Source organism: Flavobacterium humidisoli (assembly GCF_023272795.1).
In the GTDB taxonomy this organism is placed as follows: domain Bacteria; phylum Bacteroidota; class Bacteroidia; order Flavobacteriales; family Flavobacteriaceae; genus Flavobacterium; species Flavobacterium humidisoli.
Genome location: NZ_CP096829.1, coordinates 1,830,289 through 1,854,323, shown reverse-complemented (window position 1 = coordinate 1,854,323; position 24,035 = coordinate 1,830,289). Strand labels below are relative to the sequence as shown.

The following is a 24,035-nucleotide window of genomic DNA, read 5'->3' as shown; positions in this document are numbered from 1 at the left end:
AATAAAAAAATTAACCCAATCTTGTCATTTTTGACATACATATGTATAAAAAAAATCCATTCTTTCGAATGGATTTTTTTGTTTTTATTATTTTTTTCGAGTGGATTCTCTTTCTTTCAATTTTGTTTTGATGACGATTGTTTCGTATTCAGAAATCGTTCCTTCTGGCTCTTCCAATCTTTCGATTAATCTTTTTGCTGCAACTTCTCCAATTTCAACTCCATGCTGACTTACAGTAGTCAAACTTGGTGACAAACGTCTTGAAGCTAAAATTCCGTCTGCGAAACCAATAATCGAAATATCTTCTGGGACTCTGTAACCTTTTTTCAAACTTACCCTTAAAGCCGCAACAGAATCATTTTCGTCTAAGGCAAAAATTCCGTCAATTTTATTATCGAAAATCGAATCAATTTTTGCTTTCATATCATCTTCAGAATCGGTGCGAAGAATGATTTTTTCGTTAACCGGAATATTATTATCTGCCAAAGCTTTCAAATATCCATCAGCCCTCAGCTTTCCAACACTTAAATTGTCTACAGAAGAAATTAGAGCAATATTTTTACATCCTAAATTAATTAAATGCTGTGTTGAGTTTAATGCCGAATCAAAATCATCTACAACAACTTTATCGCAATCTACTTCATCGGCAATACGGTCAAACATCACGATTGGTGTTCCATCATTAATTATTTCCGAAAAATGATTGTAATCTTGAAGTTTCTGAGCTTCTTCAGAAACCGAAAGAATAAACCCGTCAATAGTTCCGTTGCTCAGCATTTCAAGCGTATGAATTTCTTTCTCCAAAGATTCGTTCGAGATACAGGTAATTACATTATATCCTTTTTTATCGGCAACTTTCTCAATACCACTAAAAACTTTCGCAAAAAAAGAATTTAAAATATTAGGAATAATTACGCCAATCGTTTTTGTTTTACGATTCTTAAGATTCAAACCAATAACATTCGGCTTATAATTTTTGAGTTTGGCATACTCTTTAATCTTCACCTTGGTTTGTTCACTAATTTCTGGACTGTCATTCAATGCTTTAGACACAGTCGAAACAGAAACTCCCAGTTCCTTCGCAATTTGTTTTAGAGTTGCTTTAGCTTTCATCCAATTGAATTTTATGTAATTAATACAAATATAGTAGAATTACCTAAAATAAAACAAAAACAAGCCATTAGTATTTAAAAATATAAGTCATTTCGAAATAATAATTAATTAAACAGAGATTTTAAAACCGCTCTTACTAAAATTTCGTTAATAACTAAATACCCGTTAACTAAAAACCAATGTTATTAACCTAATAAAAAACTTGATTATGAAAAACGAAGTTAAAATTCATGAAGTTGACCCTTCATTGAATAGCAGAAGGAGCTTTCTTAAGCTCAGCGGATTAACATTAGTCACCACAGGTCTGGTTCTAGCTGGCTGCAGCGACAATGACAATGATAACGATATGCCGGACACCTCACTGCCCGGAATAAGAAATGGTGTTTTCGATTTAGGCTCTGGAGATTTTGGAGTTTTGACTTACGCGTATGCTCTTGAACAACTAGAAGCCGACTTTTATACTAAAGTTGTTAATGCAAGTAGTTTTAATACTGTATTTAGCAGTCTTGAACGTGAAGTTTTAACTGATTTATACCACCATGAAGTGGTTCACAGAGATTTTTTCAAAGCCGCTTTGAATGGAGCACTTCCCGATCCAAGTTCGCAATTACTTCCTTCTTTAGCCTTTAATTATGGTTCATTAAATTTCAACAGCCGTACCGAAGTTCTCGCAACTGCAAAAGCACTAGAAGATACGGGCGTCGCTGCTTATAACGGAGCAGGGAAATTAATTAAAACAGCTGACTACTTATTATTGGCAGGAAAAATCGTTTCTGTTGAAGCTAGACACGCTTCCGCAATAAGAAGTTTAATTAATCCGAATTCGAAAGATTTTGCCGGAGATGATATTGTAAATATGTCAACAGGATTAGATGATGCAAAAGATCCATCTAAAATACTGCCAATTGCTGCTGGTTTTATTACCACAAAATTCACAGCTAAATACCTACCTTAATCTTAACCGTCAAAAACTTAGAAATTATGAACATTTTAAAATTTATAGAATCCTTTACTGACGATAATTTAATGAACAGTACTGGTTCTCGAAGAGACAGTTTTACGCAGTTTGGAAATATTGGAAAAAATCTAGCTCTAGCATCAATTCCATTCGGATTGTCGGCTCTTACCAATAAAGCTTTCGCAAAAGATATTACAGCAACTCCTGCTACTCCTATTGGTGCTTTGCAATTTGCGCTAACATTAGAATATCTTGAAAACGAATTTTATGCAATGGCTTTAGATTCTGGAGTAATTCCAGCTTCAGAAAATGCAGGAAGAGACTTAAAAGTATTCCAACAAATTGCAGCGCACGAATCCGATCATGTTAAATTTTTAATTGCAGGCCTAGGTGGTACAGCAAGCGCCAACTTCGTTCCTAAACCCACTTTTGACTTTACGGTTGGCGGCGCCTTTGATCCGTTTGGAGATTACCCAACCTTTTTAGCTTTGGCACAAGCATTTGAAGATACAGGCGTTAGAGCCTATAAAGGACAAGCTGCAAACTTGATAACTGCTCCCGATTTACTGACTGCAGCATTGCAGATACATTCTGTTGAAGCGCGTCATGCTTCTGAAGTAAGAAGATTAAGAGGCTTAAAAGGATGGATCTCTAATGCCGAAAGAGGCGCTGGCATGCCAGCAGCAACTCAAGCCGTTTATGATGGCGAAGGCGTAACGATGCAAGCCGGATTTAATACCGCATCCGCTTTTGGTGCGGCGGCGGGCTCAGAAGCTTACGATGAGCCACTTACGACACAGCAAGTTGTTGATATTGCCAATATATTTATTGTATAATCCTTTTTTTTCTTAAATATTTAACCGTCTTTACTTTATTGTAGAGACGGTTTTTTTGTTCGATATTTTTTTAAAAAACTGAAGCCCTGATTTTCAGCAGATAAAATATTCTTTCAGGTATTTGGTTTTAAAATAATTAATTGTACTTTTGCATCCCCTTTATTGGGGATGGAATGTTTAATTAAAATAATATTATGGACGCATTAAGCTACAAAACAGTTTCAGCAAGCAAAGCCACTGTAACTAAAGAGTGGATTGTTGTTGACGCTGAAGGTCATAACTTAGGACGTCTTGCTTCTAAAGTTGCAATGATTTTAAGAGGTAAGTACAAGCCAAGTTACACACCGCACGTTGACTGTGGGGATAACGTAATTGTTATCAACTCAGAAAAAATTAACCTTACAGGTACAAAATTGAATGACAAAATTTACATGCGTCATACAGGTTACCCAGGAGGACAAAGAACTTTAACCGCTAAAGTATTGCAAGCTAAAAACCCTGCATTATTAGTAGAAAAAGCTGTAAAAGGTATGTTACCTAAAAACAAATTAGGAGCTGAACTTTTTAGAAATCTAAATGTTGTTGTAGGATCTGAGCACACTCACGGAGCTCAAAAACCTAGAACTGTTAACCTAAATGATCTTAAGTAATGGGAGTTATTCACAAAATCGGTAGAAGAAAAACCGCTGTTGCACGTGTATACGTTTCTGAAGGAACTGGAAACATCACTGTAAACAAAAAAGAATTCGCAACTTACTTTCCAACTGCAACTTTACAATACAAAGTTTTACAACCGCTTTCTATGACAGAAAACGCTGGTAACTTTGATGTAAAAGTAAACGTTTACGGAGGTGGTACAACTGGTCAGGCAGAAGCTGTAAGAATGGCATTAGCACGCGTAATGTGTGAAGTTAACGCTGAAAACAGAGGAATCCTTAAACCAGAAGGTTTATTAACAAGAGACCCTAGAATGGTTGAACGTAAGAAATTCGGTCAGAAGAAAGCTCGTAAGAGATTCCAGTTCTCTAAACGTTAATATTACCTGTCTTGTTCAAATGGGACAAGACCTTATCAATTATTTATTGAAATTAAAAAACACAGTTATTGTTGCTCTCCTGCCGAGGTAGGATATAGTTTAGCATCTAAATGGGTTGAGTCTTAAAGTCGAAAGTCTTAAAGTCAAATGCTCGAAGCCTAAAGCTTACAGCTTAGCGCCTAAAGCCAAAACACATTGCTAATCAACAGAACGTAAACTAGTACAAAAATGGCAAACAAAATAGAAGTAAAAGAATTACTAGAAGCAGGTGTTCACTTCGGACACATGACTAGAAAATGGGATCCAAACATGGCTCCTTACATTTATATGGAGCGTAATGGTATTCACATTATCAATCTATATAAAACTGCAGCTAAAATTGAAGAAGCTAACGAAGCTTTGAAAAAAATCGCTGCATCAGGTAGAAAAATCTTATTCGTAGCTACCAAAAAACAAGCAAAAGACATCGTTGCTGATAAAGCAAAAGCTGCAAACATGCCTTACATCACTGAAAGATGGCCAGGTGGAATGTTGACTAACTTCGTAACTATCAGAAAGGCAGTTAAAAAAATGTCTTCTATTGATAAAATGAAGAAAGATGGTACTTTCAACACTTTATCTAAAAAAGAGCGTTTACAAGTTGATCGTCTACGTGCTAAATTAGAGAAAAACTTAGGTTCAATTGCTGATATGTCTAGACTACCTGCAGCATTGTTCGTAGTAGATATCAAAGCTGAACACATCGCAATAAAAGAAGCTCAAAAATTAAACATTCCAGTTTTCGCAATGGTTGATACGAATTCTGACCCAAGAGAGGTTGATTACGTGATTCCTGCAAATGATGACGCTTCTAAATCAATTGACAAAATTTTATCTTTAGTAACTACTGCAGTAATCGAAGGTCTTTCTGACAGAGGTGCTGAAAAAGAAGTTGAAGCTGCTGAAGAAGCTCCTGCTGTTGAAGCTGAAGCTGCTCCTGCAACTGAAGAATAAATCAAATTTTAAATTCCAAATTTTAAATTCCAAAGTCCAAATACAAAATTAAAAACGTTATGTTGATAATTTATTAAAATTGGAGTTTGGGATTTAAAAGCTGGAATTTTTTACTTTTAACATTAAAAATTCAAAATATTATGTCAACAATTACTGCTGCAGACGTAAATAAATTAAGACAATCTACAGGTGCCGGAATGATGGACTGTAAAAAAGCTTTAGTTGAAGCTGAAGGAGATTTCGATAAAGCAATCCAAATCCTTAGAGAAAAAGGACAAAAAGTTGCTGCTAACCGTTCTGACCGTGAGTCTTCTGAAGGAGCTGCTGTTTCTTTTATCAATGCTGACAACACTAAAGGAGCTATCCTTACTTTAAACTGCGAAACTGACTTCGTAGGTAAAAATGAGGCTTTCGTAACTTTAGCTAAAGATTTAGTTGAAAAAGCGATCAACTTCTCTACTAAAGAAGAATTATTAGCTTCTGATTTCAACGGAATCACTGTTGCTGAGAAATTAATCGAGCAAACTGGTGTTATTGGTGAAAAAATCGAAATCGGTGGTTTCGAAATTTTAGAAGGTGCTTACGTTGGATCTTATGTTCACGTTAATAAAATTGCTGCTTTAACTGCAATTTCTGCTCCAGTTGCAAACGCTGAAACTTTAACAAAAGACATCTCTATGCAAGTTGCTTCTATGGGAGCTGACACATTATCTTACAAAGATTTTGATCCTGCTTTCGTTGAATCTGAACTTGCTGCTCGTATTGCTGTAATCGAAAAAGACAATGAAGAAGCAAAACGTTTAGGAAAAACTTTAAAAAATGTTCCTAAATACATCTCTTTCTCTCAATTGACTCCTGAAGTTATCAAACAAGCAGAAGAAGATGCTAAAGCTGAATTAAAAGCTGAAGGAAAACCAGAGCAAATCTGGGACAAAATTCTTCCAGGAAAAGTTCAACGTTTTATCTCTGACAACACTACTTTAGATCAAGAGAAAGCTCTTTTAGATCAAAACTTCATCAAAGATGACAGTAAAAAAGTTGGTGATTACGTAAAAGGATTCAATGTTGAAATTACAGGTTTCAAAAGAGTTACTTTAGGTTAATATATTATTTTTTCAATATTAAAAAGCCCGAATATTTATTTATTCGGGCTTTTTTATTTTAGCTTTTAATTGGAAAATTTCTTGCTCTCATCAATGCGTCAGATTGTGGCGCATGTCCTCTGAAATTCTCGTACATTTCTTCATTATCAATCGTATTTCCAACGCTTAAAACTGTTTTATAAAGACGTTCGGAAACATTCTTATCAAAAGGCCCGTTTCCTTCTAAAAAAGCTTCGTAAGCATCCGCATTAATAACATCTGCCCATAAATAACTGTAATAGCCTGCCGCATATCCGTCACTTGAAAAAATATGAGCAAATTGCGGAATTCTATGTCGCATCACAATTTCGGTCGGCATATTAATTTCATTTAAAACTTTCTCTTCAAATGCATCTGGATCGACTTTTTCAGTTGTTAAATGCAGTTTCATATCAACAAAAGAGCTTGAAATCGTTTCAACCGTTGCAAAACCTTCGTTAAAATTGGCCGCTTTTCCTATTCTTTCTACCAATGATTGGGATAAAGGTTGGTTCGTTTTATAATGAAGCGCAAATTTATTCAACACTTCTGGAGTCGCTAACCAGTGTTCTAGCAACTGAGAAGGAAACTCTACATAATCTCTCGCAACTGAAGTCCCAGAAAGACTCGGATAAGTAACATTAGAGCACAATCCGTGAAGCGCGTGTCCAAATTCATGAAACAAAGTGGTGGCATCATCCCACGAAATCAAAACAGCTTCATCGCTATTTCCTTTAATAAAATTGCAATTGTTTGAAACAATCGGAAGCACTTTTCCTTTTATTTTCTGCTGATCTCTATGTGAATTCATCCACGCGCCCGAACGTTTTCCTGTACGCGCATAGGGATCAAAATACCACAAACCAATAGGTTCTCCAGTAGCTCTGTTGTTCACTTCCCAAACACGAACATCAACATGATAAACCGGAACATCAAATAATTGTTTAAATCCTAAATCAAACAATTCTCCAGCTACCCAGAACATTCCTTCTCGCAAGTTCTCTAACTGCAGATATTGTTTGATTTCATTTTGATCCAAATCATATTGTGCTTTTCTAACTTTTTCCGCATAAAAACGGAAATCCCAAGGCTGTATTTTAAAATCTCCACCCTCATTATTTACCATTTCCTGCATGGCCAAAACATCATTTTTTACCTTTTCTACGGCAGGTTTCCATACAGAATTCATTAAATCAAGCGTTTTCTGCGGGTCTTTGGCCATTTTATTAGACAAACTCCATTCTGCAAAATTCTTAAACCCTAATATTTTTGCTTTTTCTGCTCGTAATCTTAAAATAGATACTAATGTTTCGTTTGTATCATTTTCATTCTTATTATCCCCTCGTTTTACGAAGATGCCAAAAGCTTTTTCTCTTAAATTTCTTCTGTTTGAGAAAGTCAGAAAAGGCTCAATTGAAGATCTTGTATTTCCAATGCAACCTAAAACATCTAAATTTCTTTCTTTCGCTTCGGCAATTGCCGCATTCTTAAATTCTTCGGGCAAACCGTTAAAATCATCTTCTGTGTTTAGCTGTATATATTGATTATTTTCTTCTGCCAGCAACTTTTGGCTAAAAGCTGTAAAAAGTCCTGCTAATTCCTGATTGATCTTAGCCACTTTATCTTTATTCTCTTCGTTTAGCTCTGCTCCTTCTCTAACAAAATCGGTATAATACAGCCAAAGCAAACGTTGCTGCTCTTTGGTTAAATCCTCCTTTTCATCTGATTTGTATAAGGTTTCAATTCTAGAAAACAGTCTATCATTTTGATACAACTTATCATTAATTTCTGCCAATTTTGGTGACATTTCGGTATCAACTGCATTAAATTCCGGAGTACTCAGATTGGATCTGTAAATACCGTAAACCGCATGAATTCGATCCAATTTTTCGCCAGAAAGTTCTAAAGCTTCAATTGTGTTTTTAAATGTAGGCTTCTCTGGATTATTGGCGATTGCATCAATTTCTTCTAATTTTTCCTTGATCGCAAATTCTATCGCGGGCTGAAAATCAGAAACTTTATACGCTGTAAAATCTGGAACGCCTCCATAAGGACCTGACCAGTTTTTTAATAATGAATTATCTAACTCTATTGGTGTTTTCATAACAAATACATTAATTAATTCTGTGCAAAATTTCAATTAAAAAAAAGCAACAGAATCTCAAAATTAACCAATCAAAAGCAAACTTCATATCGAAACGTATTATAAAAATTGATCCGTTTCAAAGATTTAAAAGAAATAGTTTATTTTTGAAATATCAATTTAAAAATGACATGTTTAAAACTAGAAAAGAAATTGTTTTTGTAATTTTAGCAGGAATATTTATAACCAATGCCGTTGTGGCTGAGTTAATTGGAGGAAAGCTAATTCAAATTGGTCCTTTTGTGATGAGTATAGGGATTTTGCCTTGGCCAATTGTATTTCTTACAACCGATTTGATTAATGAATATTTTGGCGAAAAAGGAGTGAAAAAACTTTCTTTCATTACAGCATGTCTGATTGCTTATGCTTTTCTGATACTTTTTATGGCAATTGTTATTCCCGCCGCAAAAGGAATCAGCCCTGTTAACGATCAACAGTTTGAAGCGGTTTTTGGACAAAGTATGTGGATTATAGTGGGGAGTTTAATTGCCTTTATGGCATCTCAGCTGATTGACGTTTGGATATTTTGGTTTTTCAAAAACAGAACTGGCGAAAAGAAAATATGGCTAAGAGCAACTGGTTCCACTGTTATTTCGCAATTGTTTGATTCGTTTATTGTTCTAGGAATTGCTTTTTGGCTTCCGGGAAAAATTGATTTTGACACTTTTATATCTTCAGGGTTAATAGGATATACTTTTAAATTAGCAATTGCTATTTTATTGACTCCAGCAATTTATTTAGGACATCATCTTATTAAAAAATATTTAGACCAAGATCCTGCTCATAAAGGATAAAAAAACATTATAGGTCATGAAAAATAATTATTTACTTATTTTATTCTCTGTTACCTATTTCTTTTTCAGCTGTGGCAATGACGAAAAAAAACAGCCTAAAAAAGTCATTCAGTCCGTCAATAAGTTGACACCAGCAACTATGAAGATACCTCGTAAAGTTTCTTCAAAAAACATCATCGCTCCAAAAGAGTTTGGCTCAAAGAAAACTACTGCTCAAAAAAATACTTTTTCGCTCAAAAATCCGATAGAAGTAAACACATTAAGCTCTCCAGCAGAAAACACTGTTGCAAGTCCTCCAATCTCTGTAAAAAAAGAAGCCAACGAGGAATTATTGAATTTTGTTAATGTTCGTAAAATATTAGCGAAATGTAAAATGGGTCAGACGATAACTCAAAAACAGTTAACAGAACACTTTGAAATTCCCGAAGAAGCTGTCAAACTAGTAAAAAGCGTAACTAAAACGGCAGAAAATGAATTGGCTGTAAAATGGCAATCTACCTGGCTTGTTGAAAGAGTATCTGACGCAGAACTTGAAGACGGCAAAATGAAAGTAATCTTTAAAGCCAATAAAATGTACACTTCTGGAAATGCAATTGGCATTAAATACAATCGAAAAATCTACACTAATTTAGTCATTGTAGGACGTTCTGCGTATATTCCGAGTGTAAAAGGATATAGCTGGCAAATAGGAAGATAGAAATGAAAAAAAAATCTATTAAAAAGCAAAAAAAATCAGATTTACTTGAAAACCAACAAATTATAAAAAAATGTTAAATAAATACGAAAAAACTGATTTAAAAACCTAGTTTTTCTTAAAAAAGATTTTACTTTTGTTAAAAATTTTAACAAACAAATCTACCAAAATGAAAAAACTAAGTATTTTTTTTGTGTCTGTATTGGCACTAGGATTATCAGTATCTTGCAGCAGTAATGACGATGATAACGCGTCTCTTGAAGGTAAATGGGAAGTATATCAAGACGGAACCATTGTTGATGGAAAAGAAAAACTAACTCCAGTAGTTTACGAAGGAGGTTGTAACAAAGATGTTTTTGAAATTCAAGCAGGAGGAAAATTCATTGATCATTATTCTCAATACAGCAATTCAAAATGTAATGATTATACTGAGAATGGAACTTGGACTAGAAAAGACAATAAGATAACTGTTCTATATGAAGGTGATACTTCTGGAGATAATGGAGAAATCTTAGTATTAAATAAAACGACTTTAAAAATTAAATATACATACGGTGTATCTGAAACATATGTAGTTGAATTTAAACGCATATAATTTTTTTTGAAACTTTTTTAAAACCTCAAGCCTTTAAGTTTGAGGTTTTTTTATACATTTAAAATAAAAAAGATGGAACCAATAAGATGCAGCTGGTGCTCTGCAAGCGATTTGTATAAAAAATATCATGATGAAGAATGGGGAGTTCCTGTTTATGATGATCCGACTTTATTTGAATTTTTAATTTTAGAAACTTTTCAGGCTGGTTTAAGTTGGATTACTATTTTAAACAAAAGAGAAAATTTCAGAGCTGCTTTTGATTATTTCGATTATAAAAAAATAGCCCTTTACTCTGAAGATAAAATTGAAGAGTTAATGCAGAATACAGGAATTGTTAGGAACAAACTAAAAATTAAAGCAGCGGTTTCTAATGCTCTGGCTTTTATAAAAGTACAGGAAGAATTTGGTTCTTTTTCTGATTATATTTGGAAATACACTGATGGAAAACCGATTGTAAACCATCTCAAAAATTCAAAAGATGCTCCGGCTACTACTCCACTTTCAGATGAAATCAGTAAAGATTTAAAAAAACGTGGGTTTAAATTTGTCGGTTCTACGGTTATTTATGCACACATGCAGGCAACCGGAATGGTCAATGATCATGTGGAAAATTGCTTTACCCGAAAGGGAAAATAGCATCAGTTTTCAGTCACAGTTTTCGGTTTTTTTGAACCTGAAACTTGAAACCTGAAACTTTTAAACAAAAATTACATATATTTGCTTCACACTTTAGGGGTGTCTACAAACTTGTAGGCTGAGATTTTACCCTCTGAACCTGATCTAGTTCATACTAGCGTAGGGAAAAGTAAGATGACTTCTTAAACGCATTTCTGTGCGTTATTGTAGCCATTCCTAAGGTGTATCTATACACTAAACTAATAAGGAATGGAACTAAAAATCAATCAACAAACTAAAAAATTCAATGCTGAATCGCTAAGCGTTCAATCATTGCTCGATCTCGAAATTCCGCAAAAACAAAACGGAATCGCTATTGCCGTCAACAATACTGTTGTTCCAAAAACCAAATGGAGCGAATTCTTCGTACAAGAAACTGACGAAATTTTAATTATTTCTGCCACCCAAGGTGGATAAATTACAAAAAAGAAATTCCAAATTCCAAATTCCAAGTTATCAATCACACGTAGACGCACTGCGGCGCGTCTCTACAGAAAAACGTTGCAATTAAACACAATCAGAATCAACTTTCAACTTCAAACCTGAAACAAAAATATCATGACAAACGAAGAACAAATATCTAGAACCCCGTTTCCAAATTCTAAAAAAGTATATATCGATGGAGAAATTCATCCGATAAAAGTTGCCATGCGAGAAATTGCTTTGAGCGACACCAAACTTTCAAATGGCGGAATTGAGAAAAACCCACCCGTAACTGTTTACGACACCTCAGGTGCATACACTGATCCGAATATCGAAATCAATATCCGAAAAGGACTTCCTCGTTTAAGAGAACAATGGATTTTAGACCGAAATGATGTTGAAATACTCGATGAAATCACGTCAGATTATGGTCAAAGCCGATTAAAAGATGAGAGCTTAAATCATCTTCGTTTTGAATACCTGCATCAGCCAAAACGTGCTAAAAAAGGTGCAAACGTAACACAATTGTATTACGCCAAACAAGGAATCATTACTCCCGAAATGGAATATATCGCCATTCGTGAAAACCAGCGTATTGAACTTTTAAATGAACAAACCAAAGCTATGCAATGCCAGCACAGCGGAAATAGTTTTGGTGCGAATACTCCAAAAAGCAAAATTACAGCTGAATTTGTTCGTTCTGAAGTGGCTTGCGGAAGAGCTATTATTCCAAACAACATCAACCATCCAGAAAGCGAACCTATGATTGTAGGACGCAATTTCTTGGTAAAAATCAATGCCAATATTGGAAACAGTGCCGTAACCTCGAGCATAGAAGAAGAAGTTGAAAAAGCAGTTTGGGCTTGCCGCTGGGGAGCTGACACCATAATGGATTTATCGACAGGAAAAAACATTCACGAAACCAGAGAATGGATTATCCGTAATTCTCCTGTTCCAATCGGAACCGTTCCTATTTATCAGGCATTAGAAAAAGTAAAAGGAATCGCCGAAGATTTAACTTGGGAAATTTTCCGTGATACTTTAATAGAACAGGCAGAACAAGGAGTCTCTTATTTCACTATTCATGCTGGAGTATTACTTCGTTACATTCATTTAACAGCCAATCGTGTTACTGGAATTGTTTCGCGTGGCGGATCTATAATGGCAAAGTGGTGTTTGTTTCATCATAAAGAAAACTTCCTTTACACACATTTCGAAGAAATCTGCGAAATCATGAAACAATATGATGTGGCCTTTTCTTTGGGAGATGGTTTACGTCCCGGTTCAATCGCCGATGCGAATGATGCAGCTCAATTTGCTGAATTAGAAACTTTAGGAGAATTGACCAAGATTGCTTGGAAACACGATGTACAGGTTTTTATTGAAGGCCCAGGACACGTACCAATGCATATGATTAAAGAAAACATGGACAAACAGTTGGAACATTGCCATGAAGCTCCATTTTACACTTTAGGCCCTTTAACTACGGATATCGCGCCAGGTTACGACCATATCACATCGGCAATTGGCGCTGCTATGATTGGCTGGTATGGATGTGCGATGTTGTGCTATGTTACACCGAAAGAACATTTAGGTTTACCGAATAAAAAAGACGTTAAAGATGGTGTAATTACTTATAAAATTTCTGCTCATGCTGCCGACTTAGCGAAAGGCCATCCGGGTGCACAGTATCGCGATAACGCCTTGAGTAAAGCAAGATTTGAATTCCGTTGGGAAGATCAATTTAATTTGGCTTTAGATCCAGATACAGCAAGAGAATTCCATGATGAAACACTTCCTGCTGATGGTGCAAAAGTAGCCCACTTCTGCTCGATGTGCGGGCCAAAATTCTGTTCGATGAAAATATCTCAGGAAATTAGAGATGTTGCCGCAGCAGAAAAAGGAATGCAGGAGAAATCGGAGGAGTTTATTGAGCAAGGGAAAGAGATTTACATCTAGAAGAAAGAAGAAAGAAGAAAGAAGAAAGAAGAAAGAAGAAAGAACAAAGAACAAAGAAGAAAGAGAAAAGATATGATTGCAATATCAAATCCTGTTTATATTGAAAATGAAATTAAAATCATTCATCAACTTTTTGAGGAAGGATTGCCTTTGCTTCATATCAGAAAGCCGGATTTTTCGGAATTGGAAATGGCAGAATTCATTCATCAAATAAAACTAGAATTTAGAGATCGAATTGTTTTGCACCATCATCATGCATTGGCACATGATTTTGGAATTAACCGATTTCATTTTTCAGAAAAAGAAAGAAAAAATGCGACAGATTCTCCTGCAAGGTTTTCAAAACCTTGTAGCTATTCAACATCAACACATTCAATTGAAGATTTTAATTCTCTAGAAAATGATTTTGATTTCGCATTTCTAAGCCCTGTGTTTAAAAGTATTTCAAAAGAAAACTATAAGCCCAAAACAGATCTCTTCAAAGAAATAAAATCGAGAACAAATTATAGAACAAAAATGATTGCCTTAGGCGGAATTGATGCTAAAAACATTCAAAAAACACTTGAAAATGGTTTTGATGATTTTGCGCTTTTGGGAAGTATTTGGAACAACGAGAATCCTATAAAACAATTTAAATTATGTCAACAGATCGCCCTTTCGTATTAACAATCGCAGGTTTAGATCCTTCTGGAGGTGCTGGAATTTTGGCTGACATCAAAACATTTGAACAGCATAAAGTTACTGGTTTTGCTATTTCGACAGCAAATACGATTCAAACCGAAAATCAGTTTTATGAAATTCAGTGGACTGATCTAAGTTTTGTACTTCGATCTATGGAAACATTGTTTTTAAACTATAAAATCAGTGCGGTGAAAATCGGAATTGTTTCTTCTTTACAGGATTTAAACGAAATTCTTGTGACTGTAAAACTGCTTTCTCCTTTGACAAAAATCGTTTGGGATCCAGTCTTAAAATCGACCACAAAATTTGAATTTATGAATATTGAAGATCATTTAAGCTTAAATACAATACTTTCAAAAATCGATTTGATTACGCCAAATTATAATGAAGCCAAAATTCTCTTTCCTGATTTTGGCTTTAAAGAAAATAAATTCTCAAGGAACATTTTATTAAAAGGTGGACATAACGAAAAAGGTTTAGGGACAGATCTTTTATTTCTAAAAGATGAAGTTTTAGAATTGCTTCCGTCAAACCAGAAATGCTTTGAAAAACATGGTTCAGGCTGTGTGCTTTCTGCTGCAATTACATCAAATTTAGCTCTAAATCAAACCATACCTGAAGCCTGTAAAAACGCTAAAAACTATATTGAAAACTACTTAAGTTCAACGACAACTTTAATTGGATATCATTATGTATAACAAATTGCAATACATCTCGCAAGGCGAAACCATCGAAAAACAATTGTACAACATTCATAAGGCACTTGATGCTGGCTGTAATTGGGTTCAAATGAGATTTAAAAACCAAACTCAAAAAGATACTTTCACTTTAGCGGAAGAGGTAAAATATTTATGCGAAAAGTACACCGCCAATTTTATTGTAAATGACGATTTACATCTTACGAAAGAAATAGATGCTTGCGGAGTTCATTTAGGATTAACCGATACCAAAATCGATGAAGCAAGAGCAATTTTAGGCCCTACCAAAGTTATTGGAGGAACTGCTAACACTTTTGAAGATATCGAAAATCATGTCAAAAATGGATGTGATTATATTGGTTTGGGGCCTTTTAGATTTACGAATACAAAAGAAAAGCTGAGTCCTATTTTGGGACTATCTGGCTATTACGAAATTCTTCAAAAACTGAAAAAAAATAACATCGAAATTCCTGTTTATGCCATTGGAGGAATCACATTAAGAGATGTGAGTCCGTTAATAGAGACTGGAATTCACGGAATTGCCGTTTCTGGAATCATTACCGAAAGTGATGAGAAAGAAAAATTAATTCAACAATTAAACGAAAAATTACATGCAAACATCATTGTTTAATATAGGAGATAAAACCTTTCGATCCCGCTTGTTTCTGGGAACGGGAAAATTTGGTTCAAATAAAGAGATGGAAGCTGCTATTTTGGCTTCGGAAAGTGAATTGGTTACTGTTGCTTTAAAACGTATTGATCTTGAGACTGATACAGATGCTATTTTATCGCATTTAAATCATCCAAATATTAATTTATTGCCCAACACTTCGGGAGCTAGAAATGCAAAAGAAGCTGTTTTTGCTGCGCAATTGGCTCGTGAAGCTCTGGAAACCAATTGGGTAAAACTAGAAATTCATCCCGATCCAAAATATTTAATGCCTGATCCTATTGAAACTTTAAAAGCAACTGAGGAATTGGCAAAACTCGGCTTCATCGTGCTTCCTTACATTCATGCAGACCCCGTTTTATGTAAACATTTGGAGAGTGCTGGAACTTCTGCCGTTATGCCTTTGGGTTCGCCAATTGGAAGCAATAAAGGATTAAAAACGATTGATTTCCTAGAAATTATTATCGAACAAAGTACTGTTCCTGTTATCATTGATGCTGGAATTGGAGCACCGTCTCACGCTGCAAAAGCAATGGAAATTGGTGCCGATGCTGTTTTGGTGAATACCGCAATTGCTGTTGCTGGAAATCCAAGCCTAATGGCTGAGGCTTTTAAGGAAGCGGTAATTGCCGGAAGAAAAGCTTTTGAAGCTAAAGTTGCCAATCAACAAAATTATGCTTCTGCTTCTAGTCCTTTGACTTCTTTTCTTTATGAGTAATTTTTTTCTAACGCAAAGTCCGCAAGGTTTTTTCGCAAAGTTCGCAAAGCTTTGCGGACTTTTTGTCAAAGACAAGAACTCAAAGCTTAGCGATCTTTGCGTATTCTTAGCGCGCTTTGCGTTAAAAAACTTTTGCAGTAAAACTAAACTCACATGAATACTTTTAAATCTATTTTTGAGCAATATAATTGGTACACAATTCAATCCAAAATATACAAAACCACATCAAAAGATGTCGAAAGAACATTGGCTAAAACCAAATACAATCTCGATGATTTTTTGATTTTAATCTCTCCTATTGCTCAAAATTATTTAGAGCAAATGGCACAAAAATGCCATGAAATCACCAAAAAGCGTTTTGGAAAAACCATCCAAATGTATGCCCCGTTATATCTGAGCAATGAATGCCAGAACATTTGTACCTACTGTGGATTTAGCTTAGACAATAAAATCAAAAGAAAAACGCTGACTGATGCTGAGATAAAACTTGAAGTTGAAGCCTTAAAAAAAACGGGTTTCGATCATGTTTTATTGGTTACGGGAGAGGCGAATTACACGGTAAACATCAATTATTTCCTCAATGCGATTAATTTAATTAAAGAAGATTTTTCGATTATTTCAGTAGAAGTACAACCGCTTTCGACAGAAGATTATGAGCGTTTGCATAACGCTGGAGTATATTCGGTTTTGGTTTATCAGGAAACTTATCATCAGGAAGTTTACAAAAAGTATCATACCAAAGGTAAAAAATCAAACTTCGATTATCGATTGGAAACTCCGGACAGAATTGGTTCTGCAGGAATTCATAAAATTGGTTTGGGCGTTTTATTAGGTTTGGAAGACTGGCGAACTGATAGTTTTTTTAACGCTCTGCATTTAGATTATCTTCAAAAGAAATATTGGCAGACTAAATATTCGGTTTCGTTTCCTCGTCTCCGTCCAGCCGAAGGAATTATCGAACCCAATTTTATTATGGATGATAAGGATTTGACGCAATTAATCTGCGCTTATAGATTATGGAATGAAGATTTAGAAATTTCGATTTCAACTCGCGAAAATGAGAAATTTAGAAACAATATTATTCCAATTGGCGTTACGAGCATGAGTGCAGGTTCTAAAACAAATCCAGGTGGTTATGTTGTAGACCCGCAATCTTTGGAACAGTTCGAAATCAGCGATGAACGCTCAGCAGAAGAAATTTCAAAAATCATAAAAAATGCTGGCTATGAACCTGTTTGGAAGGATTGGCACGAGGCATATAGTCGAAAGTTTGAAAGTCAAAAGTCATAAAGTCCAAAACTTGACTTTAATCTTTAAATTTCGACTTTTGACTTTTGACTTTTGACTTTCCAACTTTAAGACTAAATTAAAATGAGTATAATACAAGAATTTCTTCGTTACAATAGACAAACTATTCTGCCTGAAATTGGCGATGAGGGACAAGAAAAATTAAAAAAAGCTAAAGTTTTAGTAATTGGCGCAGGCGGTTTGGGCTGCCCGATTTTACAATACATTGCAACTGCAGGAGTTGGTTTTATTGGAATCATGGATTTTGACACCATTGAAATTCACAATCTTCATCGACAAATTTTATATACTGAAAATGAAATTGGTCAATACAAAGCAGTTGTCGCAAAAGATGTCGTTTCAAAACTAAATCCGTTGATTGAAGCTATGGCGATTAATGAAAAATTAACTGCTGAAAATGCGTCAAAAATCATTCAGCAATATGATCTTGTTGTCGATGGTTCTGATAATTTTTCGACTCGTTATTTAGTCAATGATACTTGCGTTCAGCTTAACAAACCTTTGGTTTACGGAAGTATTTTAAAATTTGAAGGTCAGATTGCTGTTTTCAATCATAACGGAAGTAAAAATCTTAGAGATTTATTTCCTGAAATGCCCGATCCAAAAGATGTTCCGAACTGCAATTTAAACGGCGTTCTAGGAACATTGCCTGGAATTATAGGCAACATGATGGCGCACGAAACCTTAAAATTGATTTTAGAATTACCAACTTTAAAAAATGAATTGGTAATTTTTAATACTTTAAACTGGAACTTTATAAAACTGAATTTCTAGAAAACAACCTCATCTCCCACGCTGATAATCCCAGAATTCAAACTCACGATATTAGTGCCAAATAAAACCGAGTTATCTACATTTCTGTATTTACTTAAAGTTTTCAAAGGTTCTTTTTTCAAACGTCCATTTTCTGGATCATTGTTTACCATGACACATCTTCCGCAGGGTTTTATGTTTTTAAATTGAACTTCACCTATTGTAAAAGTCTTAAAATCATCTTCTTCATGAGGATTTTCAGTACTTATTACAATATTGGGACGAAATCTTTTTATGGTAATTTTTTCATCGAGCTTCTCATTCAAAAAATCCAAGCTTTTGGATCCAATCAATAAATATGGATAACCGTCTGCCAAACTCACATTGAATGTTTCTTTTAATCTGGAGCTTTCGTGTTTACGATCTCCGTTTTTTATTATTTTAACCAATTTGCATTCAAAGCCTAAATGCTGGCTAAACCATTTTGAAGTTTCATGATTTACCTCAACAACTTCACTTTTATCATCCCAGACATTTACTGCTATTGCGTTTTCTAAATGTTCATCTGTAGAAAATTCATGTTTTTGATCCTGAAAAGTAATACTGATTTTCCCATTTGAAATCTGGGGATAAAACTGACTCATAATGCGATGCTCTCTCTGTGTCAGCATTTGATTTTCTGCATCAATGAGCATCCAACGTCGATCGTTTTCAAATCCCATTTCTTCAGCTTTTGCAGACTTAAGACTGATTCCTGCCAAACTTTTTATCGGATAAATATAAATTTCTTTTACGCTGTAAATTGCATTCATTTTTCTATTTACTTTTTAAAATGGACATAAACTCTTCGCGCTCAATTTCTCTGCAGCCTAAACTCTCCAAATGCGGATTGTAAACCTGACAATCCAATAGTTTATAATTTTCTTTCTTCAAATATAAGGCTAAAGCAATAAAAGCTGTTTTTGAAGCATTTGAAACTTTAGAAAACATACTTTCTCCGCAAAAAATATCTCCTAAATCAATTCCGTACAAACCTCCAACCAAAATATCATCTTGCCAAACCTCTACAGATTTAGCTATTCCCTTTTCATTCAATTTACAGTACGCTTCTATCATTTCATCAGAAATCCAAGTTCCATTTTGGCCTTCACGTTTTATCTGCTGGCAATTTGAAATTACTTCTTTGAAATTCTTGTTATAAGTGACCTTAAACATTTTCTTGTTGAGGATCTTTTTCATGCTTTTGGATATCACCAATTCATCAAAAAACAAGACCATCCTTGGGTTTGGTGCCCACCAAAGAATCGGTTCTCCTTCGTTAAACCAAGGAAAAATACCGCTTTTGTAAGCCAATAGCAAACGTTCTGAACTTAGATCACCCCCAATGGCCAAAACCCCTTCTTCATCAGCTTCTGTAACGGGCGGAAAAAACAAATCGTTGAATAAATAGTACATTCTTAAAAATAATCAATTTTTAAATTCCAATAATAAAATTCCAAATTCCAATGTTTCACCATCTTATTATTTTTCCTTCGTAGAAATGACAAAACTATGAGTAATATTTTTGCTTCTTTAAACAAAAAGAATCAAAAACTAAAATTCCAAATCCCAAAACATAGTTATGAATTGGAATTTGGAATTTATAATTTGGAATTTAAACCTTTTTTAGAACGGTAAATCGTCTGGTTCGTCTTCGTTTATACTTGTTGCTGGTGCGAAAGTTTCTGCAGCTGGCATTGGTGCTCCTTGTGCAGGTCCTTCTGGAGCTAATCTTTCGATTCTCCAACCTTGAATACTATTGAAATATCTAGTTTCTCCTTGTGGGTTAACCCATTCTCTTCCTCTTAAATTGATAGAAACTTTTACTGCATCTCCTTGTTTATAGCTACTCAATAAATCGCATTTATCTTGTGTAAATTCGATTAAAATATGTTGTGGATACTGCTCCTCAGTAGTAACAACTAACTCTCTTTTTTTGAATGAGGCACTAACTTGCTGCTCTGGGTTAACCACTTTTACTTTTCCTGTAACTTCCATCTTCGTCTATTTAATTATTGTTTCTATTTCTTTTTATTTTTTAGCTAAAAGTACTTTCCAAGCCGATTCTACATCGCCATTATCCAAGTATTTTTTGGCTTCTAAGTGTACTTTTTTCTGGTCATCTGAGCTTAAAACTCCTTTGACTGCGAAATTTTCTTTCACAAATATACTAACTTCTTCTTTTGTAGGCAAGGATTCAATATTGCCTAATTTGCCTAAATCATTCCCATCAAAAACAGGGCTTTCTTTTACAAAATCTGGTATTGCATCTACTCCAACTCCTAGTGTTGTCAAGGGTTTTGCAACTTCAAAAAGTCCTTGATTAGATCTTGAATACCAATTATTTCCAAGTCTAGAAACCAAGTCAATTTTATGCTGGTCGATTGCTCCGTTTTCATCTAGAATCGATTCGTCGATATGAATTTTCACCACTTCGCATAAAATCAGATTCCCTGCTCCTCCTTCTGTTCCTAACGGAATAATCTGTGTAATCTTACATTCAAACTGAACGGGAGACTCTTTTACACGATATGGTTTTACTAAATCTGAAGGAATTTGGGTTAATCCAGCTTTAATAAATTCATTTACTCCATCTCCATATTCTGTGCTTGCTAAAGAAGTCTGCTGTACAATATCGTAATTTACAACATTTATCACTACTTCTCGAGTTGCTTCGGCATTAATTAAAGTATGCTTAATCGTATTATCGCGAACACGTCTTGATGGCGAAAAAACCAATATGGGCGGATTTGCACTAAATACATTAAAGAAACTAAAGGGAGATAAATTTGGAATCCCTGTTTCGCTAATTGTACTTGCAAAAGCAATAGGCCTCGGTCCGATTGAACTCTGCAGATAGCCTTGCAATTTGGCCGTTGGAATCTCTTTTGGGTTAACACTGATCATACTTTAAAATTTAGACAGAATCTCATTTTAGTAGCTACAAAAGTATTGAAATGGTTTAATTCGAAGAAATAGTTTTGCAGATAAAAACGAAAAATCTTTCCACATTGGCAAAATATAAAATGTGTATATTTCGTTATATTTATACCTCAAAAAAACTGATATGTCTTTTTCTGAAAGAACAAATACAACCCGCTGGATTATTATTTCGGTCTGTTTTATAATCATTTCTCTAATTCTTTGGAATACTTATACTTTCTTCCAAATTTTTAAAAATGAAGAACGCCTAAAAATGAACCTTTTTGTAAAAGCACAAATTTCAATAGTGAATGCCGATGAAAATACCGATGTAGAGCTTCCTCTTCAGATTTTCAACAATAACACTTCAATTCCAGGTATAATAATGCTGTACGATAAAGTGGTGAGTGCAGTAAATGTTCCTGACGAAATTCTGAATGATAAGAAAAAAAGGATCGCTTTCTTGAATAAGCTAAAAAATGAAAATGAACCAATCACTTTCGAATATGCTCCAGGAAAATACCAGACCTTATATTATGGCAACTCTTCATTGCTAAATAAACTCAAATATTATCCGATTGCTCTGCTTCTGATTATATTTTTATGTATTGCTTTAATTTACAATTTTTACAAAAGCACAAAAATGGCTACCCAAAACAAACTTTGGGCAGGAATGGCAAAAGAAACAGCACATCAGATTGGAACGCCTCTTTCTTCATTAATTGGCTGGGTCGAGATATTGAAGACAGAAGATATTGATCCGTCTATTAGCACTGAAATCGAAAAAGATATTGAACGTCTGCAGACTATTACAGATCGTTTTTCCAAAATTGGTTCGGTACCTGTTTTAGAACTTCACGATATTATAGAAGAAACTAAAACTGCTTATGAATATCTACAATCTCGTTTTTCTAAACAGGTCGCATTTTCATTTCAAGCTCCAGACGAACCTGTTTTAGTTATGATAAATCCAACATTGCATAGCTGGACGATAGAAAATTTGGTCAAAAATGCTATTGATGCTATGAAAGGAAAAGGAACACTAGATCTTTATCTTGAACAAGATGCAAATCATGTAAAAATCAATATTAAAGATTCTGGAAGCGGAATTCCTAAAAAACAATTTAAAACTATTTTTGAAACTGGTTTTACGACTAAAAAACGTGGCTGGGGTCTTGGTCTTTCTTTAACTAAAAGAATTGTAGAGGAATATCACAATGGAAAAATAAAAGTCCTGAATTCTGAAATTGGAAAAGGAACTACTTTCCAGATCTCATTAAATAAAAAAGTGCAGTAATCAATTTACTGCACTTTAGTTATCTGTTTTCTTAGACTGACCGAAGTCGAAATCCTTATAAATTCGATTGAATATCTTTTGCTAAAGCTTCAAATTCTTCTTTTGAAAGAGAAACTTTATCGATAAAACGCATTTCATCCATGTGGTTTAACGGAATCAAATGTACGTGTGCATGAGGCACTTCAAGTCCAACAACGGCAATTCCGATTCTTTTGCATGGAACTGTCTTTTCTAGAGCCGCCGCAACTTTTTTAGAAAACTTCATCAGCCCTAAATACAGTTCTTCGTCCATATCAAAAATCTTATCGATTTCTTGTTTCGGAATACAAAGCGTGTGTCCTTTTGCATTTGGATTTACATCTAAAAATGCTAAATAGTTCTCGTCTTCAGCGATTTTGTATGCCGGAATTTCTCCGTTAACTATTTTAGTGAATATTGAACTCATGTTTTATTGGGTTAATCGTTTAACTGTTTATTCGTTTAACTGATTAAATAGTTAAACTTCAAAAATCTTAATAGTGTGATTGCTCGTTCGTCGCAATAACTTAGTCTCTCGAAATTTCTAGAATTTCAAATTTCAAAACTCCATTTGGAACTGTAATTTCAGCCACTTCTCCAACAGATTTTCCCAATAAACCTTTCCCGATAGGAGAAGTTACAGAGATTTTACCAGTCTTTAAATCTGCTTCACTTTCAGCAACAAGCGTATATTTCATCTCCATTCCGTTGCTTTGATTTTTGATTTTTACATTCGATAAAACCAAAACTTTAGAAACATCCAATTGAGATTCGTCAATTAATCTTGCGTTTGCATATACTTCTTCTAGTTTAGAAATTCTCATTTCTAACAAGCCTTGTGCTTCTTTTGCGGCATCATATTCTGCATTTTCAGACAAATCTCCTTTATCTCTTGCGTCTGCAATATCTTGAGATGCTTTTGGACGCATTACACTTTTCAGGTGCTCCAATTCATCTTTTAATTTTTTTAATCCTTCAGCTGTATAATAAGATACTTTACTCATAACTTCATCGTTTATATAAATACAAAAAATCCCATCGCGACGGGATTTTCTTACCACAAATATACTATAATTTTTAATAGTACATAATTATATGTTAATCATATAGATTTCAAATCTAAATAAATTATTTTTGTTTTAACTAATTCTTATTCAAATAATGAAAAAAATCTGGTTTTTTATCGCATTTACCGCTATTTTATTCTCCTGTAGCGACAATAGCAAGAGCAACAACAATCCTTATATCCCTAATTATTCTGTAAACGCATATCTTGATACCAATTTGCCAACTTATAACAAGTTAATGTATCCGAGCAACCCTGTTTATGTTGCCAATTACGGTGCAAAAGGAATTATTGTTATGAAGACTGGCGAAGGAACCTACACCGCTTTTGATGCTGCGTGTCCAAACCAAGCCTTAACTTCTTGCACGGCAATGACAATTGACGGAATTTATGCTGTTTGTTCGTGCGATAAAACTCAATATAATTTATACACGGGACTTGGAGACAAAGAATATCCAATGAAACAATATCGAGTAGAATCTTCTGGAACTGTTATTCATGTATACAACTAAAAACAAAAAAGCC

Annotated in this window: 28 protein-coding genes and 1 riboswitch; of the genes, 20 read left to right on the top strand and 8 right to left on the bottom strand. The window is 34.5% G+C overall.

From position 1 onward, the window contains the following. Positions 1-87 precede the first annotated feature (87 nt). Positions 88-1,113 (bottom strand): LacI family DNA-binding transcriptional regulator, encoded by a 1,026-nt coding sequence (locus M0M44_RS08340; protein WP_248729345.1) that lies wholly within the window; start codon positions 1,111-1,113, stop codon positions 88-90. Between the two features lie 208 nt (positions 1,114-1,321). Between M0M44_RS08340 and M0M44_RS08335 the strand changes: the two genes are divergently transcribed. The 6 genes from M0M44_RS08335 to tsf all read left to right on the top strand — a co-directional run bounded on the left by M0M44_RS08335 (position 1,322) and on the right by tsf (position 6,039). Then, positions 1,322-2,068, top strand: a complete 747-nt coding sequence (locus M0M44_RS08335) for a ferritin-like domain-containing protein (protein ID WP_248729344.1) — start codon at positions 1,322-1,324, stop codon at positions 2,066-2,068. A gap of 26 nt (positions 2,069-2,094) precedes the next feature. Next, the gene (locus M0M44_RS08330) at positions 2,095-2,907 is read left to right on the top strand and encodes a ferritin-like domain-containing protein (protein WP_248729343.1); all 813 of its coding nucleotides are present in this window, start codon (positions 2,095-2,097) and stop codon (positions 2,905-2,907) included. Positions 2,908-3,101: 194 nt separating this feature from the next. Further along, a complete protein-coding gene (rplM, locus tag M0M44_RS08325) occupies positions 3,102-3,557 on the top strand; it encodes a 50S ribosomal protein L13 (protein ID WP_095927953.1) in 456 nt (151 codons plus the stop codon). Continuing rightward, positions 3,557-3,943: a 30S ribosomal protein S9 gene (rpsI, locus tag M0M44_RS08320; RefSeq protein WP_035645327.1), complete on the top strand. Its 387-nt coding sequence runs from the start codon at positions 3,557-3,559 to the stop codon at positions 3,941-3,943. The genes rplM and rpsI overlap by 1 nt, the downstream gene beginning before the upstream one ends. A gap of 228 nt (positions 3,944-4,171) precedes the next feature. Next, positions 4,172-4,936: a 30S ribosomal protein S2 gene (gene rpsB, locus M0M44_RS08315; protein WP_095927954.1), complete on the top strand. Its 765-nt coding sequence runs from the start codon at positions 4,172-4,174 to the stop codon at positions 4,934-4,936. 140 nt (positions 4,937-5,076) lie between these two features. Then, a complete protein-coding gene (gene tsf, locus M0M44_RS08310) occupies positions 5,077-6,039 on the top strand; it encodes a translation elongation factor Ts (protein WP_248729342.1) in 963 nt (320 codons plus the stop codon). 58 nt (positions 6,040-6,097) lie between these two features. Here the strand turns inward: tsf and M0M44_RS08305 are convergent, their stop codons facing one another. Continuing rightward, the gene (locus M0M44_RS08305) at positions 6,098-8,161 is read right to left on the bottom strand and encodes a M3 family metallopeptidase (protein WP_248729341.1); all 2,064 of its coding nucleotides are present in this window, start codon (positions 8,159-8,161) and stop codon (positions 6,098-6,100) included. A gap of 170 nt (positions 8,162-8,331) precedes the next feature. On the opposite strand from M0M44_RS08305, the gene M0M44_RS08300 reads away from it, so the two are divergent. The 12 genes from M0M44_RS08300 to M0M44_RS08245 all read left to right on the top strand — a co-directional run bounded on the left by M0M44_RS08300 (position 8,332) and on the right by M0M44_RS08245 (position 18,189). Beyond that, positions 8,332-8,994: a queuosine precursor transporter gene (locus M0M44_RS08300; RefSeq protein ID WP_095927957.1), complete on the top strand. Its 663-nt coding sequence runs from the start codon at positions 8,332-8,334 to the stop codon at positions 8,992-8,994. Between the two features lie 16 nt (positions 8,995-9,010). Further along, positions 9,011-9,691 (top strand): hypothetical protein, encoded by a 681-nt coding sequence (locus M0M44_RS08295; RefSeq protein ID WP_248729340.1) that lies wholly within the window; start codon positions 9,011-9,013, stop codon positions 9,689-9,691. A gap of 166 nt (positions 9,692-9,857) precedes the next feature. Further along, positions 9,858-10,283: a lipocalin-like domain-containing protein gene (locus M0M44_RS08290; protein ID WP_248729339.1), complete on the top strand. Its 426-nt coding sequence runs from the start codon at positions 9,858-9,860 to the stop codon at positions 10,281-10,283. A 72-nt stretch (positions 10,284-10,355) separates the two neighbouring features. Then, positions 10,356-10,919, top strand: a complete 564-nt coding sequence (locus M0M44_RS08285; protein WP_248729338.1) for a DNA-3-methyladenine glycosylase I — start codon at positions 10,356-10,358, stop codon at positions 10,917-10,919. An 85-nt stretch (positions 10,920-11,004) separates the two neighbouring features. Next, positions 11,005-11,102: riboswitch (TPP riboswitch) on the top strand. A gap of 66 nt (positions 11,103-11,168) precedes the next feature. Then, complete coding sequence (thiS, locus tag M0M44_RS08280; protein ID WP_248729337.1) at positions 11,169-11,375, top strand: sulfur carrier protein ThiS; 207 nt, start codon at positions 11,169-11,171, stop codon at positions 11,373-11,375. A 141-nt stretch (positions 11,376-11,516) separates the two neighbouring features. Next, positions 11,517-13,340, top strand: coding sequence for a phosphomethylpyrimidine synthase ThiC (gene thiC / locus M0M44_RS08275; RefSeq protein ID WP_248729336.1), 1,824 nt, complete (start codon positions 11,517-11,519; stop codon positions 13,338-13,340). A 72-nt stretch (positions 13,341-13,412) separates the two neighbouring features. Beyond that, positions 13,413-14,006, top strand: a complete 594-nt coding sequence (locus tag M0M44_RS08270; protein ID WP_248729335.1) for a thiamine phosphate synthase — start codon at positions 13,413-13,415, stop codon at positions 14,004-14,006. Further along, entirely contained in the window at positions 13,979-14,719 is a 741-nt protein-coding gene (locus tag M0M44_RS08265; protein WP_248729334.1) for a hydroxymethylpyrimidine/phosphomethylpyrimidine kinase, read from the top strand. Before M0M44_RS08270 ends, M0M44_RS08265 begins: the two co-directional genes overlap by 28 nt. Further along, positions 14,712-15,350: a thiamine phosphate synthase gene (locus tag M0M44_RS08260; RefSeq protein WP_248729333.1), complete on the top strand. Its 639-nt coding sequence runs from the start codon at positions 14,712-14,714 to the stop codon at positions 15,348-15,350. The genes M0M44_RS08265 and M0M44_RS08260 overlap by 8 nt, the downstream gene beginning before the upstream one ends. Beyond that, positions 15,331-16,107, top strand: coding sequence for a thiazole synthase (locus tag M0M44_RS08255; protein WP_275981822.1), 777 nt, complete (start codon positions 15,331-15,333; stop codon positions 16,105-16,107). Before M0M44_RS08260 ends, M0M44_RS08255 begins: the two co-directional genes overlap by 20 nt. A gap of 153 nt (positions 16,108-16,260) precedes the next feature. Beyond that, positions 16,261-17,397 (top strand): 2-iminoacetate synthase ThiH, encoded by a 1,137-nt coding sequence (thiH, locus tag M0M44_RS08250; RefSeq protein ID WP_248729332.1) that lies wholly within the window; start codon positions 16,261-16,263, stop codon positions 17,395-17,397. Between the two features lie 81 nt (positions 17,398-17,478). After that, complete coding sequence (locus M0M44_RS08245) at positions 17,479-18,189, top strand: HesA/MoeB/ThiF family protein (protein ID WP_248729331.1); 711 nt, start codon at positions 17,479-17,481, stop codon at positions 18,187-18,189. On the opposite strand, the gene M0M44_RS08240 is transcribed toward M0M44_RS08245, so the two are convergent. The 4 genes from M0M44_RS08240 to M0M44_RS08225 form a co-directional block, all read right to left on the bottom strand. After that, positions 18,186-18,980, bottom strand: a complete 795-nt coding sequence (locus M0M44_RS08240) for an MOSC domain-containing protein (protein ID WP_248729330.1) — start codon at positions 18,978-18,980, stop codon at positions 18,186-18,188. The two genes, M0M44_RS08245 and M0M44_RS08240, sit on opposite strands and share 4 nt — an antisense overlap. A gap of 4 nt (positions 18,981-18,984) precedes the next feature. Beyond that, a complete protein-coding gene (aat, locus tag M0M44_RS08235; protein ID WP_248729329.1) occupies positions 18,985-19,623 on the bottom strand; it encodes a leucyl/phenylalanyl-tRNA--protein transferase in 639 nt (212 codons plus the stop codon). 210 nt (positions 19,624-19,833) lie between these two features. After that, complete coding sequence (locus M0M44_RS08230) at positions 19,834-20,205, bottom strand: DUF3127 domain-containing protein (protein ID WP_095927972.1); 372 nt, start codon at positions 20,203-20,205, stop codon at positions 19,834-19,836. A gap of 33 nt (positions 20,206-20,238) precedes the next feature. After that, a complete protein-coding gene (locus M0M44_RS08225) occupies positions 20,239-21,114 on the bottom strand; it encodes a flavin reductase family protein (RefSeq protein WP_248729328.1) in 876 nt (291 codons plus the stop codon). A 160-nt stretch (positions 21,115-21,274) separates the two neighbouring features. On the opposite strand from M0M44_RS08225, the gene M0M44_RS08220 reads away from it, so the two are divergent. Beyond that, a complete protein-coding gene (locus M0M44_RS08220) occupies positions 21,275-22,426 on the top strand; it encodes a sensor histidine kinase (protein ID WP_248729327.1) in 1,152 nt (383 codons plus the stop codon). Positions 22,427-22,481: 55 nt separating this feature from the next. Here the strand turns inward: M0M44_RS08220 and M0M44_RS08215 are convergent, their stop codons facing one another. Together M0M44_RS08215 and greA are read right to left on the bottom strand one after the other, a co-directional pair. Further along, complete coding sequence (locus M0M44_RS08215; RefSeq protein WP_160780920.1) at positions 22,482-22,871, bottom strand: HIT family protein; 390 nt, start codon at positions 22,869-22,871, stop codon at positions 22,482-22,484. Positions 22,872-22,971: 100 nt separating this feature from the next. After that, positions 22,972-23,448 carry a transcription elongation factor GreA gene (gene greA, locus M0M44_RS08210; protein WP_111288069.1) on the bottom strand — a complete coding sequence of 159 codons (477 nt, stop codon included), beginning with the start codon at positions 23,446-23,448 and terminating at the stop codon, positions 22,972-22,974. 157 nt (positions 23,449-23,605) lie between these two features. Between greA and M0M44_RS08205 the strand changes: the two genes are divergently transcribed. Next, positions 23,606-24,022, top strand: coding sequence for a Rieske (2Fe-2S) protein (locus tag M0M44_RS08205; RefSeq protein ID WP_095927976.1), 417 nt, complete (start codon positions 23,606-23,608; stop codon positions 24,020-24,022). Positions 24,023-24,035 lie beyond the last annotated feature (13 nt).

Bases quoted from the DNA above. Each gene is read 5' to 3' on its own strand.
- M0M44_RS08255 (WP_275981822.1), top strand. From the start codon at position 15,331: ATGCAAACATCATTGTTTAATATAGGAGATAAAACCTTTCGATCCCGC.
- M0M44_RS08335 (WP_248729344.1), top strand. From the start codon at position 1,322: ATGAAAAACGAAGTTAAAATTCATGAAGTTGACCCTTCATTGAATAGC.
- M0M44_RS08205 (WP_095927976.1), top strand. From the start codon at position 23,606: ATGAAAAAAATCTGGTTTTTTATCGCATTTACCGCTATTTTATTCTCC.
- M0M44_RS08270 (WP_248729335.1), top strand. From the start codon at position 13,413: ATGATTGCAATATCAAATCCTGTTTATATTGAAAATGAAATTAAAATC.
- M0M44_RS08260 (WP_248729333.1), top strand. From the start codon at position 14,712: ATGTATAACAAATTGCAATACATCTCGCAAGGCGAAACCATCGAAAAA.
- thiS (WP_248729337.1), top strand. From the start codon at position 11,169: ATGGAACTAAAAATCAATCAACAAACTAAAAAATTCAATGCTGAATCG.
- M0M44_RS08290 (WP_248729339.1), top strand. From the start codon at position 9,858: ATGAAAAAACTAAGTATTTTTTTTGTGTCTGTATTGGCACTAGGATTA.
- M0M44_RS08240 (WP_248729330.1), bottom strand. From the start codon at position 18,980: ATGAATGCAATTTACAGCGTAAAAGAAATTTATATTTATCCGATAAAA.
- rpsB (WP_095927954.1), top strand. From the start codon at position 4,172: ATGGCAAACAAAATAGAAGTAAAAGAATTACTAGAAGCAGGTGTTCAC.
- M0M44_RS08225 (WP_248729328.1), bottom strand. From the start codon at position 21,114: ATGATCAGTGTTAACCCAAAAGAGATTCCAACGGCCAAATTGCAAGGC.
- M0M44_RS08265 (WP_248729334.1), top strand. From the start codon at position 13,979: ATGTCAACAGATCGCCCTTTCGTATTAACAATCGCAGGTTTAGATCCT.
- greA (WP_111288069.1), bottom strand. From the start codon at position 23,448: ATGAGTAAAGTATCTTATTATACAGCTGAAGGATTAAAAAAATTAAAA.
- tsf (WP_248729342.1), top strand. From the start codon at position 5,077: ATGTCAACAATTACTGCTGCAGACGTAAATAAATTAAGACAATCTACA.
- M0M44_RS08340 (WP_248729345.1), bottom strand. From the start codon at position 1,113: ATGAAAGCTAAAGCAACTCTAAAACAAATTGCGAAGGAACTGGGAGTT.
- rpsI (WP_035645327.1), top strand. From the start codon at position 3,557: ATGGGAGTTATTCACAAAATCGGTAGAAGAAAAACCGCTGTTGCACGT.
- M0M44_RS08300 (WP_095927957.1), top strand. From the start codon at position 8,332: ATGTTTAAAACTAGAAAAGAAATTGTTTTTGTAATTTTAGCAGGAATA.
- aat (WP_248729329.1), bottom strand. From the start codon at position 19,623: ATGTACTATTTATTCAACGATTTGTTTTTTCCGCCCGTTACAGAAGCT.
- M0M44_RS08230 (WP_095927972.1), bottom strand. From the start codon at position 20,205: ATGGAAGTTACAGGAAAAGTAAAAGTGGTTAACCCAGAGCAGCAAGTT.
- M0M44_RS08215 (WP_160780920.1), bottom strand. From the start codon at position 22,871: ATGAGTTCAATATTCACTAAAATAGTTAACGGAGAAATTCCGGCATAC.
- thiC (WP_248729336.1), top strand. From the start codon at position 11,517: ATGACAAACGAAGAACAAATATCTAGAACCCCGTTTCCAAATTCTAAA.
- M0M44_RS08295 (WP_248729340.1), top strand. From the start codon at position 9,011: ATGAAAAATAATTATTTACTTATTTTATTCTCTGTTACCTATTTCTTT.
- M0M44_RS08305 (WP_248729341.1), bottom strand. From the start codon at position 8,161: ATGAAAACACCAATAGAGTTAGATAATTCATTATTAAAAAACTGGTCA.
- rplM (WP_095927953.1), top strand. From the start codon at position 3,102: ATGGACGCATTAAGCTACAAAACAGTTTCAGCAAGCAAAGCCACTGTA.
- M0M44_RS08330 (WP_248729343.1), top strand. From the start codon at position 2,095: ATGAACATTTTAAAATTTATAGAATCCTTTACTGACGATAATTTAATG.
- M0M44_RS08285 (WP_248729338.1), top strand. From the start codon at position 10,356: ATGGAACCAATAAGATGCAGCTGGTGCTCTGCAAGCGATTTGTATAAA.
- M0M44_RS08245 (WP_248729331.1), top strand. From the start codon at position 17,479: ATGAGTATAATACAAGAATTTCTTCGTTACAATAGACAAACTATTCTG.
- thiH (WP_248729332.1), top strand. From the start codon at position 16,261: ATGAATACTTTTAAATCTATTTTTGAGCAATATAATTGGTACACAATT.
- M0M44_RS08220 (WP_248729327.1), top strand. From the start codon at position 21,275: ATGTCTTTTTCTGAAAGAACAAATACAACCCGCTGGATTATTATTTCG.